Raw genomic sequence first — 16,934 nt, 5'->3', positions numbered from 1 at the left:
GCCACGCTATATGTCCATATCGTTCCCGTACTTGCTTACAGATTACCTGGTGCGTAAGCAACCCGAGCTGCAAGGCGTGCCTTTTGTACTGGCTTCGCGCCAGCGTGGGCGCATAGTTATTGATGCGGTAAGTGCTCCTGTAGTGAAAAAAGGCATTCGCGCGGGCATGGTACTGGCCGACTGCAAAGCGCTTTTCCCTGAATTGATTATGGTAGAAACCGAAATCGGAAGGACTGAAAAACTATTGCAGGCACTGGCAGAATGGTGCATTATGTATACTCCCATAGCCGGGGTAGACCTACCGGACGGACTAATGCTGGACATTAGTGGTTGTACTCACCTGTGGGGTGGTGAGGTTGCGTATTTGGAACACATTAAAAATAAACTGAAGGATTACGGTTATACCACCACACTGGCTATAGCCGATACCATTGCTACAGCATGGGCTGCGGCACGCTTTGGTACTGATACTATTATTGCCAGTAGCGGACAGTATGCGGCTTTACAAACACTACCTCCCGCAGCCTTACGCCTCGATGCTACCATATTGGCACGGCTCAAAAAACTGGGCATGCGTCGCATAAGCAGTTTTATCGATATACCTGCATCGGCACTACGCAGAAGGTTTGGCGCGGAGTTGCCCAAACGGATTGCACAGGCATTGGGCACCGAATTAGAATGGATAACACCTGTACAACCTATAGCCCCCTACCAGGAGCGGCTCACCAGCATGGAACCCATTATTTCGGCAGAAGGAATAACTATTGCCCTGCAACAGCTTTTGGAAGCCCTTTGTTTGCGGCTGGAGGCTGAAGGGCTTGGCCTTCGTAACGCGGTACTGAAATGTTACCGCATTGATGGCGAAGTACAACAAATAACCATTGGCACAGGCCATCCATCCCGAAATATACCCCACCTGTTTAAACTCTTCGAGCATAAAATAGCCACCTTGCAGCCCGACATGGGGTTTGAAGTATTTGCTCTGGAAGCCCCTAAAGTGGAACCCGTTACCCATGAGCAGGCAGCCCTATGGCATGCAGCCTCACAAAACGACCGTAAGGTAGCAGAACTGCTGGACCGTGTAGCGGCTAAAATCGGTTCCGGTGCTGTTAGCCGTTACCTGCCTTCTCAGCACCACTGGCCGGAACGCTCCGTTACCCCCGCTGCGCCTGTATGGCAAAAACCCGATAGTAACTGGCATACGGATTTGCCTCGCCCGGTACACCTGCTGCCTTATCCTGAAGTTATTGTGGTTACAGCTGTATTACCCGATTATCCACCCTTGCTGTTCCGGCATAAAGGCACACGCTATACCGTGGTAAAAGCCGACGGCCCCGAACGTATTGAGCAGGAATGGTGGCTGTCTGACGGCTTATACCGGGATTATTACATCGTTGAAGATGAAAATGGTGCGCGATACTGGCTGTTCCGTTCCGGGCCGTATGACGGCGACCAGCCGCAATGGTTTTTACACGGTTATTTTGCATGAGTTATACTGAATTACATACAACCTCTAATTTCAGCTTCCTGCGTGGGGGCTCGCATCCCGAAGAACTCGTGGAGCAGGCCGCAGCATTGGGGTATCCCCAAATTGCCATTACCGACCATAATACATTGGCGGGTATTGTACGCGCGCACGTAGCGGCAAAAAAATCAGGGATACGGCTTATTGTGGGATGCAGGTTAGAATTACTGGATGGCCCTCCCCTGCTTGCTTACCCTACAGACAAAGAGACGTATGCGCGCTTATCGGGATTGCTATCCTTGGGTAACCTACGCGCCGAAAAAGGACAATGCCACCTGTATAAAGCCGATGTATATGCCCACGCTAAGGGAATACTGTTTATAGCCCTGCCCCCGCTTTCGTTAAACGAAAACTTTGATTTTGATAACAGCTACAAAGCGGAACTACAGGAATACCGGGAACATTTTGGGTCGGCTTTGTATCTGGGTGTCAGCCGTTCGTACCATGCCAACGATAACAAGCGAATGTATCGGCTTAGCCAGCTATCGGATGATTTACGTATTAAAATGGTAGCCACTAACGATGTGTATTACCATGCCCCACAGCGCAGGCAGTTGCAGGACATTCTTACCTGCATCCGTGAGAAGTGCACCATACACAGCGCCGGGTTTCGCCTGTACCAAAATGCCGAACGTTACCTAAAGCCCGAAGACGAAATGCAGCGTTTGTTCCGGCAATACCCCGAAGCCCTCGCTACAACGCAGGAAATAGCCGATGCCTGCCAGTTTTCGCTGGACAGCCTGAAATACATTTACCCCGAAGAAATTACCTCGGGTGGCCGTACCCCACAGGAGGAACTGGTGATGCTTACCTGGCAGGGCGCCCATGAAAAATTCCCCGAGGGCATTCCTGAAAAAGTTGCCGAAACCATTAAATATGAACTGGAGTTTATGGCGCGAAAAAATTATGCCTCGTATTTCCTTACGGTGTATGATTTTGTACAGTTTGCACGCAGCCGGGATATACTCTGCCAGGGGCGTGGTTCGGCAGCCAACTCGGTGGTGTGTTATTGCCTGGGCATTACCTCGGTAGATCCATATAAATTCAAGGTGCTGTTTGCCCGGTTTATGTCCGATGCCCGTGATGAACCGCCTGATATTGACGTGGATTTTGAACACGAACGCCGCGAGGAAGTTATACAGTACATTTACGGAAAATACGGGCAGGACCGCGCCGCTATTGTAGCCACCGTAACCCAGGTACACTGGAAAGGTGCCATACGCGATGTAGCGAAAGCCATGGGCTTGTCTGTCGATGCCGTAGACCGACTGGCGGGTTCCATTGCCGAGTTTCGGGAGGAACTGGACAGTGGCCGCATTACCTCTGAGGGTTTTAACCTTGCCGACCCGCACCTGATGAAAACCCTGGAGCTCACACGCGAGTTTGTGGGATTCCCCCGTCAGCTGGGGCAGCATACCGGCGGCTTTGTTATTACCCGAGACCGGCTTTCTGACCTATGCCCAATACTCAATGCCCGCATGGAAAACCGTGTGAATATTGAGTGGAATAAAGATGATATTGAAGCCCTCGGGTTCCTAAAGGTAGACGTATTGGCACTGGGCATGCTGACCTGTATCCGCAAGGCTTTTGACCTGTGCAAACAGCATTACGGCAAGGCTTATACCCTTGCCGTAATTAATAAAACCGAAGACCCTCTGGTATATGAGATGATCAGCCACGCCGATACCCTTGGGGTATTCCAGATAGAAAGCCGTGCACAGATGTCGATGCTACCCCGCCTGAAACCCCGTTGTTTTTACGACCTGGTCATCGAAGTGGCTATTGTACGTCCCGGCCCCATACAAGGCGATATGGTACATCCTTATTTACGCAGACGCAACGGCATTGACCCGGTGGAATACCCATCGGAAGAGCTTCGGGAAATATTGGGACGTACCCTTGGCGTACCGTTGTTTCAGGAACAGGCTATGGAAATTGCGATAGTGGCTGCCGGATTTACCCCAGCCGAAGCGGATGGCCTGCGCCGTAGCATGGCAACCTTTAAAGCTAAGGGAAAAGTTAGTGACTGGGAAAAAAAACTCGTGGCAGGAATGATGGCCAAGGGGTATGAGGAGGATTTTGCACGCCGGGTATTCCGGCAGCTCGAAGGCTTCGGTTCCTATGGTTTCCCGGAGAGCCATGCGGCAAGCTTTGCCTTATTAGTTTATGTATCGTCCTATATAAAATGTTATTATCCCGATGTGTTTGCAGCGGCACTGCTAAACAGTATGCCGATGGGCTTTTATCAGCCGGCACAGATTGTTATTGATGCGCGTAAGCACGGTGTGGAGGTACGCCCTGTGGACATCAATTATTCATCATGGGATAATACATTGGAAGAAAAATCAGGGAAATACTTTGCCCTCCGTCTTGGGTTCAGGCAGATAAAAGGACTGCCTGCAGAGGATATGGCATTGCTGTTATCAGCTCGAAAAAATGGGTTCCGGTATGTGCATGCACTATTGGACGCCGGTGTATCCATGTTTGCACTGGAAAAACTGGCCGATGCCGATGCGTTTCGTTCCCTGGGCCTGGACCGTAGGCAGGCATTATGGGAAGTGTCGTCGTTATCGGATAGCCCTAAAGGTATGTTTGAGGGACAGCCTTCACAAAGCAGCGCCGAAGGACAGTTAGAGCTGCCTCTGCTCACCAATGCCGAGCATGTGGTGGAGGATTATGCTACTACCGGATTATCATTAAAGGCACACCCGGTAAGCTTTGTCCGTAAGAAATTACATGATATGAGGGTAGTACCAACATCGCAACTTTCAAAAATGAACAATGGCGATATAGCGGCTGTAGCCGGGCTGATAACCGTGCGACAACGCCCCGGAACGGCCAAAGGCGTAATTTTTGTAACTATTGAGGATGAAACCGGGTTTGCCAACCTGGTGGTATGGGGTAAGGTTTTTGAAACCTATCGACGGGATATTGTGCAGGCTCGCCTTCTGATGGTTCAGGGCAAAGTACAGATCGAAGGCGAAGTTATCCACGTTATTGCCAATTCGTGCTACAACCTGTCGCATTTATTACAAAACATGACCGATACGGATAAAGATACTGCACTGTCTACCCTATCACGCGCAGATGAAAAGAATCCAGAAGAGGTATTTCATAAGGGCAGGAATTTCAGGTAAATATGTACGGATTAAAATACTAAATGATGAAAAAAAACGAATATGCCATTGTAGATATAGAGACCACAGGCGGCAACGCCAGCGGCAGCCGTATTACCGAAATTGCCATTATCATCTATGATGGGGTTATGGTGTTGGAACGCTTCGAAACCTTGGTTAACCCGCAAAAAGAAATCCCTCTGCCTATTTTTGCTTTGACAGGGATCAATAATGAGATGGTACAAGATGCTCCCATCTTTGATGATGTTGCAGAAAAGGTGTATGAGATGCTTTCAGGCCGCGTGTTTGTCGCCCATAACGTAAACTTTGACCATTCGTTTGTCCGCCATGAACTCAGTAGGGCCGGGCTAAAATGGACTGCTAAGAATAAATTGTGCACGGTTCGGGCAGCACGTAAGATTAAGCCCGGATTGCCTTCATACAGCCTGGGCAACCTGTGCCGTTCCCTTGATATACCTTTACTCCGCGCACACCGGGCAGGCGGTGATGCCGATGCTACCGCCATACTATTGTCCCAGCTGCTTAAATGGGACAATGGGGGTATAATAGAAAAAATGATCAAAAAGAATGCGCAGGACCAACGCCTCCCTCCTAACCTGCCGCCGGAGGATTTCGATGCCCTGCCGGAAAAGCCGGGTGTCTATTATTTCTATAGTAAGGAAAAGAAAGTAGTCTATGTCGGAAAAGCCAAGAACCTCAAAAAGCGGATAGCTCAGCATTTTTCAGGTCATAAGATCACACCCCAGCGCCAGAACTTCTTGCGGGATATATACGGGATATCTTTCGAGGTGTGTGCCTCAGAGTTTATGGCCCTGCTACTGGAATGCTGTGAGATAAAAAAGCTATGGCCCATACACAACAGGGCACTCAAAAAGTTTGATCCTAAATTCGGCTTGTATGAGTATGAAGCCCGTAACGGGTATAAATATCTGGCCGTTGGCAAACTCGTAAAACATCAGCATTACATTGAGATGTTCCATTCGCTGCATGATGGAGTAAACCTGCTTTTAAAACTTGCTGGCCAATTTACTATCGATTACCGCTTTATCCATTACGGGGCATCTTCGGGAGAAGTAGTTGTTAAGGACACTACCGCATTACCCGATGCGGACCACCATAACGATGCGGTAAACCGGGCGCTGGACTTTCTTGATGCTTCACGTCCCAGCTATGCTATTGTTGACAAAGGCCGAAGCCGTGAGGAGCGCAGCTGCATATGGGTGGAAAAAGGCCATTTTTACGGCATGGGCTACATTGGTTCTGATATTTCGCTTACCGAAATTTCAGAAATTAAAGAGTATGTAACCCCTTATAACAGTAATGGCTATATCATGCAACTGATTAATGCGTATGTAATTAAATACCCAGTTAAAGTTCTAAAGCCTGAACAAAATACAGTATCTCAAAATTACAGTTATGACACTATTTAATGAGACTGAACTTTTTACCACAGGCACCAGCCCAAAGAAATACTTTGACCTGCCGGACCTGGATCTGATGCAGTATGACAGCTTTATTCGCAAAGAAGAAGCAGATCATTATTATATGAAATTGCTTCAGTATACACCATGGCATCAGTACCAAATGCCCATGTACGATAAAATGGTTACCGCACCGCGTATGATCGCCTGGTACGGGCGGCAGGAAGAGGATAGCGAAGAGCCCCAAACCTGGACACCGGAACTCTTAGCGTTGCGCCAGAAAGTGGAAACAGAAACCGGCCTGAAGTTTAATGCGGTACTTTTAAATCTATATAGGGATGGAAATGACAGCGTAGCATGGCATTCCGACAGGGAACATAAGATTGGGCGTAATCCCAATATAGCATCAGTCACCTTTGGACAGACCAGGCCTTTTCGTTTTCGCCATAAGACCAATAAAGCGGTTGGTCAGGTTGAAATACCCCTACATCACGGCACATTACTCTTGATGTCAGGTACGACCAATACGTATTGGGAACATCATATACCGAAATCGGCCAGATCTCTTTTGCCCCGAATAAACCTGACATTCCGAATGGTAAAATAGAGTATATTTTTAGAAAAAAACTATAACATTAAAACCTGCACAAAATTTAAATTCGCATCGCATTAAAAGAAAAAAATGGAAGATACTTTTAAACTAACTCGTTTTTTATACGCCCAAAATCAAGTTTACCTTAAGGCACTTGGGGAAATACAGCAAGGGCAAAAACAATATGTAAAAATTAAGCGGGATCGTTTAAATGCTATGGCTTCGACTATTCAGAACTTTAAGTTAGTAAGATTTTACTTGGAAATATTTAAATCAATCGATATCTTTCTGTCCTCAACCATATCGTAATGACAACCATACAAACCGCCGCAATACAACAAATTGAGACCACTAAAGAAGTCTATCTCAGAAGCCCGTCGCGTATGTTCTCCGAGTACAACGGAGAGAAAGAAAACATAAAAAATTACAATGGCCGTCAGCTGCTGGAAATGATTCAGAACGCGGACGATGCAGCAAGCAAAGCACGTAAAAAAAAGAGAGTACTAATTAGGCTAAAGGGCGAAAAACTCATGATAGCCAACACCGGGCACCCTTTTTCTGAGGAAGGCTTAAATTCGATTTTTCACAGCCACCTAAGTCCCAAACAGGCAGAAGAAGACCAAATCGGAAAAAAAGGGCTTGGTTTCCGCTCAATCCTCAGTTGGGCGAAAAGCATTACCATACACAGCCACGACCTTCATGTTGCCTTCTCTGAAGACTATAGCAGGAAAGTTCTGGATGAATTATTAAAAGACGGAAAATTCAGGAAACAATACGATAGGCTCAATAAAAAAAAATTAATGCAGCCCATATCTACACTGGTTTGTCCCGAGGTACTGGACTCCCAGGCAACACCCGAACAGCAATTCTACGATACGATAATTGAGGTAGCGCTGCTTTCTAACGCAATGGATGAGGTCAAAGCACAAATCCTAAGCGACCTGGACGGGGAAATCCTACTTTTCCTCAATAATCTCGAAGAAATCATCCTTGATCTAGAGGGCGGCATCACCCGATATACGCGAACTGTAAATCAGGATGGCGACGTTGTTGTATCAACATTCCTTGAGGACGGCACGCAAAACAAGAGGCTTTGGAAAAAATACGCCCTAAAGGGTAAATTTTCAGACCAAGGTCCATCATACGAGCTTTGTATGGCGTGGTGTGACGGTTTTGATCCTGTTAAGGACATGGTATATTCCTTTTTCCGCACCAAAGTACCGATAAGATGCTCAGGGATATTACACGGTACCTTCGAGCTTAATGCCGACCGAAACCTTATTATAGATGATCCCCAAGGATACAACAAGAAACTGCTTGCACTCCTGCCGGAACTATTGGCTGGCGCGGCTGCGAAGATCGCCGCCGCAACGGGCGTACCCTCATATGCAGCCCTTGAGTTTCTTACGGTAGAAATAACGGGGCTTGACGATGTAATTAAACCGAAAACACTCCGTGACGCGGTACTACGGGAAGCGAAACAGGTACCTATTTTCCCAACTACGGCAAACACTTATATTACTTGGGATGATGAGGACCGACCGGTTTATTATCCTGAAAAAATACTTTCAGAATATCTTGACCCAAAAGCCTTTGCGAACATATTGCAAAATTGTGAAAACCCTAAGGCATTTAATATCCTGAATGAATTGCACTGCGGGAGCTACAATACGACAACCATGATGGAAGATATTGTCTCCAGGTGCCGGCAAATACCCCAGGGTGACTATGCTCAATTAATAGATGCGGTACACGAACATATGGGTAAGAATGAAGATTTAGGTGAAACCACGTTCTTCTACGGCACTAACTACCAGCCATTATCCTTTGACAAATCCGTTTTTCTGCCCGATAACCAGAAAAAATTCTCGCTCCCATCTAATTTGGACATCCAGATCATCGACGAGCAACTGACTACTGAACTTTTATCCCTTATGGAGGTAGCAGATATAAAATCACTGGCACAGGCACTGCCAAAGTTTAACCTGAAAGAATACCGGTTTGAGGAGTTGGTAACACTGCTTATCAGGCACTACAGCGGGGCAACACGCAACGAAGAGATTATTGAGCTCCATAATTACCTTTTCAGTTTGTACTCCGCCTATGGCATTGTGCAACAACAATGGAAAGGCGAACCCTGTCCCATATTGTCGGTAAAAGGAACCATAGTTATGGCTAACAAGAGCTATCTCGGAAGGGAATACGGCCATACCCTGACCGGGGAACTGTACCGCTATGACAAAACTAAAAACATTGCCGGTCCCAAAAAAATGATGGTCCCCCAAGGTAAAGAAGAGGACTGGACAAAATACCTGCTTTGGCTTGGTGCCGCGACACGTCCACGTTTACTGCTTTATACTACTACGGGACCCTACGCAGAGTATAACATGAAAACCTACGACTACAGGTCAAAAGTAGACGATTACCTTTTCAAAGATTATACGAAATTCAAAGAGGAACTTACAAATGGCTACGGTACTGTGAATGTCAGTAGCATTGATGATCTTGAAAAACTGCTTAAGAATAACACGCCCGAAAAAGTACTGCATTGGATTTCAGAAGACACCTTACTTTTACAATTATTAGAAAGAGACGTTGAGCCGGAAGGAAGTGTCATCTATTTTGACTTTTACAATACTAAAGTATGGAGAAAAATAGGGCACACAAAAATGAGGTCGTTTATACGCTGGACGATAGCTAATACCGCTTGGCTGCACTGCGAACAAGGTTTTTCTGAAACCCCGTCACGCTGTACAACCGCCGCTTATGTAAACGAGGATTTTCAAGGGCTTGTTGAAAAGCCGTCCCTGGACTATGAGATATTAAGAAACTATGGTATTAGTCGGGAAAAAGCAGATTACCTGCTGTCAATAATTGGAGTGCACAAGTCGGTAAGCAGTTTTTCCACCGAGATGTTATTCAATATCCTCTTGAAGTTGCCCTCGATGGAGAACGGGGAGAAAAAAGCGCGGACAATATACAACCAGCTCTCTGCAAATTTTGACGATAAGATGCTGGAGCGTATAGACGAAGAAGACCCCGCCTACAAAAAATTCATCTCAGAGGGGGAAGTCTTATGCAAAAACGGCGAATTCATTGTCGCTTCCTCATGTGTGTACGTAAACGACAAGCGCTATGGGGAAGCGATACTGCGCCAGTTTAATGTGATTGACATTGACAGAAGAAGGGGAAAAGACAAAATACGCAGGCTATTTGGGGTACAACCCCTTGAAAATATAGCGCTAAAAATCAGCCAAACCCCTATGCCCCATAGCCTGAATAACGCTTTCGTGGCAGAGATGGAGAATTTCAAGCCATATGTATATGTATTGCGAAGGGAAGTCGACGGCGGCAGCGAGAAAAATACTATCCGCGATACCCGTTTCAGCCTCATCCCGGAACTTAGCCTGCACATGGAAATAAAGGGAGAACAACGGGAAATCTTACTGGGTGATTACGAATATTTTTACGAGCGTAACCGCAGTACGGTACATATCTGTTGCCGGGATGCTACCGATATCCAGGAACTGCGGGATGATGTGCAATTTTGCTCGGCCATTGCCGATGCCTTCAGCGCAATGCTTGATGTGGATTCCCAACGCCAGCAAATCAGGGAACTGTTCTCAAAAAGCGGGAACTCACGCGATGAAATATTGCGGGCTGAACTCGACGACCAGCAACTTAAGAAACTGGCCCATGCGCGGAATTTATTAGGAATAATCAGCAACCCTAAATTGGATTTCTGGAAATCTTTTACAAGGTGCCACCGTAGCAATAACCTTAAGCCCAAGGACGATTCCGACCAGCAGCTACTGGTAGCCCTCACCAAGGCATTCCCAAAATTTGCGACGCATATTACACAATGCTATGATACCCTTAATTACAATGACCTTTGTGATGAGGACAGCGCCCAGGTGTTGATAGACCTCTTAACCGCGACGGGTTTGAAGGTTTCAAAATTCAATGCTTTTCACTACCCGCAGCTGGATCTCCAGCCGCTCTTTAAGCTTTATTTCAGGCAGCAGCTTACTGCCCTTACAGCGGCATTTACCAGTAGCTATCATGAGATGTGCCGCATGGATGCCAACCTTAGGCCGCGCTTTTTGGAAAAGATACAACAATTCCAACATCTGGAAGGTGTACCTGTTAATGAAGTAGATTACAAAAGCCACGCTGATACCGAACTTGCAAGGGTTGTTCTGGATACTTTTGGCATAGACACCACTGCACTTGCCAACGTGGCTAACAAAGATTTATCCATTGCCAGGGTGGATAACCTGGATACTTTTTACACTACAAACCCAACCACCGACAGGTTGCTCTTTACACAATACCTAGGGGAAAACCCTACGATGGAATCACTGCTGTATTTTGAAGAGGAGCTTCCTGCCATTGCTACTGCATTTGAAAGTTGGATGGGTAGCCGTACTGAAGCAGGTAAAAATGCCACTAAGGGCTCTAAAAAACTCAAAGTCGGGGACTCCGACTTATTTTACAATACCCTGGCAGAATTAAAGGGGCAAATCGACGCACTCTTCGGCGAGGCAGGATTTGGCAACATAACCTCAAAAACGATAAAGACCAATGCCACAGATACAAAAAAGAAAGCCGGCGGTAGCCCGGGAACCCCAATAGGCATAAGGCCAAAAGTCCCGAAAGAAGATGTTGGTTTCTTAGGGGAATACCTTGTATTTCAATACCTGAACCAGACACTGGATAATAAGCAGAGTATTAAATGGGTGTCTGAATACGCCCGCCACTGCGGCAATAATATCTGTGGTAAGGACGGCCTGGGTTATGATATAGAATACATACCGAACGGGGCAAAATATCCGCGGTATATTGAAGTGAAAGTGGTCGGTAGCCGTGAAGATGCCTTCCATATAACCTCCCCGGAAGTGCGATTTGGAGAGGCTAAAAAAAGGAATTATGAAATCTTCCTGGTAAAGAACATAGCAGACCCTGCTAATGCCGAGATTGAGCGCATACAGGGGCTTTTTGACTATGGGGCTAAGTCTTCCTTTAGTGACAACGACCGGTTTTCTGTGGTAAACGACAATTATATAATAAAGTTTAAAAAAGTTTAGGATACACTCCGGCTAAGGTGGTGGCCAAGCCTGATTAGTAACCGTTTGTATGAAAAACTTTCCTATCTTCGAGTCCTATGAACCCTGATGAGATTAAAAAGTATTTTGAGAAAAACCTACCTCCCCAACAGGTGGACTGGAAGCCATGGGCCAAGATAACCGATATCCAAAAATTCTTAAATGCCTGCTATATCACCATAGCCAATTTCAAAAGCAACATAGAAACCTGCCCGGGATGGTGGCATCTTAAAGAATTTTACAGTGATATGCTATAAAAGGTAAAGCAGGACGACGGGGCGCCCTAACGCGCATTCCGCTATATCTTTTCCACCGAAAAAGGATGCCGCTGCAATCGCGGGCGTATACTTAACCATCCAACACAAGTAAACAATTAACCTATGGATACACGTATAAAAATCATACTGGCTTGCTTTTTATTTTATGTTACCGCAGCGCTAAAGGCGCAGGAACACCTGGCGCCACTCTTCAGCTACAGCGGATTGCCCAAGGGCGTAGATGTGCAGGTACTCTACAACCAGGGCTTCATTATAGGGTACTCCAATGCTCTAAAAAATCCATTATGGGCCTGTTACAGGCTCGGAAATGCAAAAGGGGCTTATGGGACAGCGGAAGAAAAAATAGAGAAATGGGAGCGCCCGTTCCAGTTCCAGCACGACATTCGTACCCAAGCTCAGGTAACACACCAGGATTACGAAGGCTCTGGCTACGATCGTGGGCATATGGCGCCGGATGCGGCCATACAGGCCCAGTATGGCCAACGTGCACTCATGGAAACCTACCTTATGTCCAATATAATCCCCCAGCATAAAGACCTCAACCGCGGGATCTGGCAAAAGCTTGAGGAGTATGAGCGTAAGACGCTTTCCCAGGATGACACTAACGGTAAAGAGGTTAACGACCTCTATGTGATTACCGGGCCTGTCTTTGCCACAAAGCCCGACACACTTGCAAGCGGTGTGGCCGTGCCGACACATTGCTTTAAGATTTATGCCTATAAACGGGGGTACCAGGGTACCGTAAAGACCGTAGCTTTTCTTTTTCCACAGCATCCCCAGTCTGATGAATTCAATACTTATCTTACTACTGTTGATGCAATAGAAAAGCTCACAGGCCTTGATTTTTTCTCTGAACTGACCGAAACCAAACAGCGCAACCTTGAATCCAAAAAAAGGGATTTTACATTGACCGAAATTCCCTAATCCAGCCACTAAGATTTCATGAAGCTATACGACTTTTTAATCCTTACAGAGCAGCAACAATACCAGGCTGTCTGGGATGAGGGAACCCATGTAGACACACTTGCCTGTGATGGTGTAACCTGCCTGCTGTATGCAGTGAACGACTTTTTTGTTGAAGTGCGCTACATCCAGGAAGATAATACCATTTTAGGGAAAACAGAATTCAAGCAAGGGGAACATCTGGATAAGTATTTGTTTAGGTAAACACCAGAACATGCCCACCAACTTTAAACCAATAATCCCTAGGGATAACATACCATGGATAATACAGGCCATTTTTTACAGGCAAATGCCCGGGACTTACAACAGCGAATAAAAGAGTCTGAAGCGTCAATCATGGAGATGGTTGGTCAATTTGAAACCTTTGACCTCTTGGCAGCAGTATTTCATTACCACCAGAGTGAAGATGCAAACGCCGAATACCATGATTTAAGGGGGGATAAAAATTTTGTATTAATTGAAATTGCGGCGCTCGCATGCCTGAAAAACCCATATAATGCGTCAAAACCACTTGACATAGAAGACTTCTATGCGCTGTTCGATGCGTTCAAGAAGGAGACATTTGCCTATATGGGATATAAAAGCGATGAGCGTATGGATTCATATGATGCTATGAGAGACCTCGTAGAAGATCCTGCTGCCATACTACAGCGGGAAGCCCTCTTTGTCAGGAATCCCGCCTTGCCGGACCACCATTTAATGTTCAGCCAGGATATATACAGACCCGTCGAAGAGCAATTGACAGCCCACTTTGGTTTTAGCCCCGCCGACTCAATCACCCTTCGCAAGCAAATACCGACTTTCCTGGGTGAAAAATACAATTCCATGCGCGACCAGGCTTTGCAATATATCGGTCATTGCGTAAAGCAAATTCAGAAATTCAAAAAGAAAGGGATTTTGCCGGAAGGTATCATACTCTCGAAAGAAGAAATAGAAGAAGTCGCTAAATATCCTTACAATACCCAGCGTGATATGCTGAAACGGTATTTCCTTTTGGATATGAATTCGCGCCTGGGCAAAATCTACTCATTTTCTGCAGCAGAACTGGCTGAAGGTGTCGGGATGCCGATAGAAAAAGTGGAAGCTTTCTTAAAACAGCATAGTTGCGATTTTCCAAGCCTCGAAGCCGGCGATGATATCGTTTCCGCAAATTCAATTTTAAAATTGCGCCCCTTTGTCCATCACAACGGGCGCTACCTGTTAATCTCGGCACCCTTAATGTTCTGGGCACCGGAACTCCACTTCGAAACATTCATAAAAACGCAGCGAAAATTATCAGGGAAATACTCTAAGGCGAAACATGATTTCACATTGGACCAGGCGCGTGATCTACTTACGGGACTTATGCCACAGGCACATTTCTACCCGGCGAACTTATTTTATACCATCGGGGAAGACCGGTATGAAAGTGATACCATTTTTTACTTTGACAGCGTGCTTTTTATCGTAGAGGTAAAAGGCCACCGGATATCATCAAAGGCAAAGGAAGGGCACCGACAGCGTACCCAACAGCACCTGAAGGAAATTGTCAAGGAATCCTATGACCAGGGAATAAGGACCCTGGAGTACATCCAGGGCTCAGCACAGGCAGTATTCAAAACCGATAGAGGCAAGACCGTTGTAATTGAGCGGGATAAATTCGATGAGGTAGTATTGCTTTCAATCACACTCGAACCTATAGGTAATATTGCTGCAGCACTAAAAACGACCAACAAGATGGGATTTTTTAAAAACAGGTACTTTCCATGGATCCTTAGCCTCTATGACCTAAAGGTCATTGCAGACCTTATAACGAATCCCTTTGTATTTATACAGTACATACGCCGGAGAAAAGAATTCCTTTCGGTACAGCGCTTTCAAATATATGAAGAACTGGACCTGCTGGGCTATTACCTAAAAAGTGGCCTTGCTCTTGCAAACCTGACCGAAAAAACGCAAGGCCATGAATTTGTTTCTTTTATGCCAATGACTGACGCTATAAACAACTACTACCTACATAAATTTGGACACAGCCTCTTACCCTCAAAAAAGCCGGAAATCTACCTTCCAAAGGGTATTTCAGTACTCTTAGATGCACTGGCCGACAGCGCCCTTGAGCATAAGGTAAAAATTGCCATCGCCATCCTTTCTATGGATAAACCAGGGCTGTTACAATTTGAAAGGCAAATCGATAAGGCCAAAACAGATTTTATCGGCGACGGGAACCTCCACGATGCCTCGCTTTTTAGCCCGACTCTTGGGATTGGCGTAACCTACATGGCGCATTCTTCCAAGGAATTTTTAGAAAAAAGATTAGCTGCCTATTGCATGTATAAATATCGGGATTTAAAAAACCAGATATGGGTGGGCTTAGGCGATACAAACAGGCGAAAGGGATACAATCTTGAATGCATGTGTTATATCAATGTTACTGAACCGAGATTATTGTAAGAAGCCAGATATGATACGAAAATCGAAAAGCCGTAAAGTACATTACGTACATATAAAAGAAGCCGCAGCGCTGGTGCAACGCCTGTTGCAACCTGCTGATGTAACCTTTAGTCACCCGGGGAAACTGCCTGATGCTGATGCCCGTTTTGAGATAGCAAATAACGAGGCTACCTTGGAATTGGATATTGATTTTTTCAGGGCCTTTCCGGGATGGGAAGTAGGTAAAATTATAAAACGGTCATATATAAGTTGGCAAGGGTATAAACTCAACTTAAAAAACGTATTTATCGACGGTATTTCCACGGCAACGGGAGTGGCTGCCTCATCCCACCAGTTTACCTCCTCCGGGTTTAGTAAAACTAAGCAATTTTACCGCCTGATAATACCCGTTGAAAAATCCTTGGCTTTTCACCATTATATTGAGCACAGTGTTTACGAAAATGACTTTGGTACGCTCTCCTCAACATGCCTGAAAGCAATAATTGGCACTACAACGGTGTGGGCGTATTATTTCAATGATACAGAAGGCAACTACTATTTGGGCATGGAAGCCGAAAGCAGACTTGACTTCGAAGATTTTTGTGATAAAACATTTGCCCTAAAAAATGCCATGGGCTACTTAATGGGTAAAATGGAGGGGAATTTCGGTTTTTACTTTGCATACTCCAACAGGAAAATGGATGCATTTAAAGCATTTAGGTTTCAGGCGTTCCGGAAAAGTTTGCATACCATCTACAGCCCGGTCAATTCCAATCCGGCAGCATACATAAGGAAAAGGCACTCCTTGGTAGACAAACTTATAAAAGCAAAAACACTGCGGCCGGTCTCCGCAAATGAACTGTCAGTGCTTACAAACAAGTTATACAGCTCAGGTGAATTTACATCCGTAATCATGCTAATGATGGAGTCGGCGAAAGCGTCTTTACTCTTCATGCCCGGGGGGTATGCGATTGCCCTGGAGACCATCTCACCGCTTATTACGGACGGGTTAAAAAAAGACCTTAAGCCAATACCTTCAAAACCGCTTGGTAAAAAGGTCAGACTAGCCCTTTTAAATGCCCTTACGGAATTTAAAACAGAGATTACTGATGAGGGTTACCAAACACTGGAAGGCAGGATAAGTTACCTGAACCAGCCTACAAATAAAGCCAAGCTACACGCACCGTTTGAGGCGCTTGGAATTACGTTATCGCCTGAGGACCTTAAGATACTTAATACACGTAATGATTTCCTTCACGGGCGTGTGCCTGATTTATCGCTATTGGGGGATAAACGCACCGACGACACCAAGACAAGGGAAATGTTTTACAGTGCAATTCGCTTATATACATTGTTGAACCACCTGATCATGAAATGGATTGGCTTTGACAATTATATCGTGAACTATCCTAAAGTACATGAGAAGTATTGCAAGGTGTCACTGCACGAGGGCTTCTACCGGAAAGTTTGATAATTTAGCAAACACTTTAATCAAAGAGTGAAT

10 protein-coding genes are annotated in these 16,934 nt (G+C 45.8%); all 10 read left to right on the top strand.

The features are described from left to right. Window positions 1–10: 10 nt before the first annotated feature. The 10 genes from DYH63_RS05265 to DYH63_RS05215 all read left to right on the top strand — a co-directional run bounded on the left by DYH63_RS05265 (window position 11) and on the right by DYH63_RS05215 (window position 16,901). Entirely contained in the window at window positions 11–1,489 is a 1,479-nt protein-coding gene (locus DYH63_RS05265) for a Y-family DNA polymerase (protein WP_205528281.1), read from the top strand. Beyond that, a complete protein-coding gene (locus DYH63_RS05260) occupies window positions 1,486–4,662 on the top strand; it encodes an error-prone DNA polymerase (RefSeq protein ID WP_116787820.1) in 3,177 nt (1,058 codons plus the stop codon). Before DYH63_RS05265 ends, DYH63_RS05260 begins: the two co-directional genes overlap by 4 nt. Window positions 4,663–4,688: 26 nt before the next feature. Continuing rightward, window positions 4,689–6,092 (top strand): exonuclease domain-containing protein, encoded by a 1,404-nt coding sequence (locus tag DYH63_RS05255; RefSeq protein WP_116787819.1) that lies wholly within the window; start codon window positions 4,689–4,691, stop codon window positions 6,090–6,092. Then, window positions 6,079–6,690, top strand: coding sequence for an alpha-ketoglutarate-dependent dioxygenase AlkB family protein (locus tag DYH63_RS05250; protein ID WP_116787818.1), 612 nt, complete (start codon window positions 6,079–6,081; stop codon window positions 6,688–6,690). Before DYH63_RS05255 ends, DYH63_RS05250 begins: the two co-directional genes overlap by 14 nt. Window positions 6,691–6,983: 293 nt before the next feature. Then, complete coding sequence (locus tag DYH63_RS05240) at window positions 6,984–11,762, top strand: protein NO VEIN domain-containing protein (RefSeq protein WP_116787817.1); 4,779 nt, start codon at window positions 6,984–6,986, stop codon at window positions 11,760–11,762. Between the two features lie 77 nt (window positions 11,763–11,839). Then, window positions 11,840–12,037, top strand: coding sequence for a DUF6965 family protein (locus DYH63_RS05235; protein WP_116787816.1), 198 nt, complete (start codon window positions 11,840–11,842; stop codon window positions 12,035–12,037). Window positions 12,038–12,160: 123 nt separating this feature from the next. Further along, window positions 12,161–12,982, top strand: coding sequence for a DNA/RNA non-specific endonuclease (locus tag DYH63_RS05230; RefSeq protein ID WP_116787815.1), 822 nt, complete (start codon window positions 12,161–12,163; stop codon window positions 12,980–12,982). Window positions 12,983–13,000: 18 nt separating this feature from the next. Then, window positions 13,001–13,225, top strand: coding sequence for a hypothetical protein (locus DYH63_RS05225; RefSeq protein ID WP_116787814.1), 225 nt, complete (start codon window positions 13,001–13,003; stop codon window positions 13,223–13,225). A gap of 54 nt (window positions 13,226–13,279) precedes the next feature. After that, window positions 13,280–15,451, top strand: coding sequence for a hypothetical protein (locus DYH63_RS05220; RefSeq protein WP_116787813.1), 2,172 nt, complete (start codon window positions 13,280–13,282; stop codon window positions 15,449–15,451). A gap of 10 nt (window positions 15,452–15,461) precedes the next feature. Beyond that, entirely contained in the window at window positions 15,462–16,901 is a 1,440-nt protein-coding gene (locus DYH63_RS05215) for a hypothetical protein (protein WP_116787812.1), read from the top strand. Window positions 16,902–16,934: the final 33 nt, after the last annotated feature.

Origin of the sequence: Flavobacterium psychrotrophum (assembly GCF_003403075.1) — a bacterium.
Taxonomy (GTDB): Bacteria; Bacteroidota; Bacteroidia; order Flavobacteriales; family Flavobacteriaceae; genus Flavobacterium; species Flavobacterium psychrotrophum.
Note: the sequence above shows the minus strand (reverse complement) of the source record. Positions and strands in the feature narration are given on the sequence as shown.

Excerpts from the sequence above, each read along its gene's own strand:
- DYH63_RS05240 (WP_116787817.1), top strand. The coding sequence starts at position 6,984 with ATGACAACCATACAAACCGCCGCAATACAACAAATTGAGACCACTAAA.
- DYH63_RS05260 (WP_116787820.1), top strand. The coding sequence starts at position 1,486 with ATGAGTTATACTGAATTACATACAACCTCTAATTTCAGCTTCCTGCGT.
- DYH63_RS05255 (WP_116787819.1), top strand. The coding sequence starts at position 4,689 with ATGAAAAAAAACGAATATGCCATTGTAGATATAGAGACCACAGGCGGC.
- DYH63_RS05265 (WP_205528281.1), top strand. The coding sequence starts at position 11 with ATGTCCATATCGTTCCCGTACTTGCTTACAGATTACCTGGTGCGTAAG.
- DYH63_RS05235 (WP_116787816.1), top strand. The coding sequence starts at position 11,840 with ATGAACCCTGATGAGATTAAAAAGTATTTTGAGAAAAACCTACCTCCC.
- DYH63_RS05215 (WP_116787812.1), top strand. The coding sequence starts at position 15,462 with ATGATACGAAAATCGAAAAGCCGTAAAGTACATTACGTACATATAAAA.
- DYH63_RS05225 (WP_116787814.1), top strand. The coding sequence starts at position 13,001 with ATGAAGCTATACGACTTTTTAATCCTTACAGAGCAGCAACAATACCAG.
- DYH63_RS05250 (WP_116787818.1), top strand. The coding sequence starts at position 6,079 with ATGACACTATTTAATGAGACTGAACTTTTTACCACAGGCACCAGCCCA.
- DYH63_RS05220 (WP_116787813.1), top strand. The coding sequence starts at position 13,280 with ATGGATAATACAGGCCATTTTTTACAGGCAAATGCCCGGGACTTACAA.
- DYH63_RS05230 (WP_116787815.1), top strand. The coding sequence starts at position 12,161 with ATGGATACACGTATAAAAATCATACTGGCTTGCTTTTTATTTTATGTT.